This window comes from Borrelia hispanica CRI (genome assembly GCF_000500065.1).
Lineage (GTDB): Bacteria > Spirochaetota > Spirochaetia > Borreliales > Borreliaceae > Borrelia > Borrelia hispanica.
This window is the reverse complement of sequence record NZ_AYOU01000153.1, coordinates 1-670: the sequence shown is the minus strand read 5'-3', so window position 1 is coordinate 670 and position 670 is coordinate 1. Positions and strand designations below refer to the sequence as shown.

General features: G+C 28.5%; 1 protein-coding gene. It reads left to right on the top strand.

The window, feature by feature from the left end; genetic code table 11:
• Window positions 1–252: 252 nt before the first annotated feature.
• Window positions 253–670 (top strand): single-stranded DNA-binding protein (locus tag U880_RS0106300; protein WP_084543220.1); only part of this gene is annotated, 418 nt, incomplete at its 3' end.

Sequence of the window (670 nt, the reverse complement as noted above, 5' to 3'; positions counted from 1 at the left end):
TTACGGATCATTATGATTATTATGATATTAATCATAGTTATAGTTTTTCTATATCTAATCTTGCACCTCCCATCTCATCTGTAGTTTAATGGGAGGTGGAGCAGATGATTATACATGTAATAATCTTCATTTTAATAATTTTATATCGTATGTTCAAATATGTATACAATTGTTTAAGAAATATTATTAAAAAATATGTTTATGACTATCATACAACAAAAGAATACAATGAATATTTAGGTAACTTGTATTGTGATCTCCAAAGAATGGAGATCAGACGTAGGCTTTATGATGATGGGGGTTTTGATGTCTGACATTAATAACATCACATTATCAGGACGCTTAGTTAAAGATTCACTTTTATCTTATAGTAGTACAAATTTAGCTATATTAAATTTTGCTATAGCTAATAATATTAAAGTCAAAAGAGAAGGTGAGTGGAGAGATAATGCCCAATTTTTTAATTGTGTATTATTTGGTAAGCGAGCAGAAACTCTTCTTCATTTTCTTCTTAAAGGCAAGCAAGTTGTTGTGCAAGGATCTATGAGACATGAGCAATATAAAGATAAACATAGTGAAGTTAATAAAATTAAAAGCATTATTTTTGTAGATCAACTGAGATTGTTTGGTGGGGATAGTAAGTATCATAATCCTAAAGTTGATATTCCTA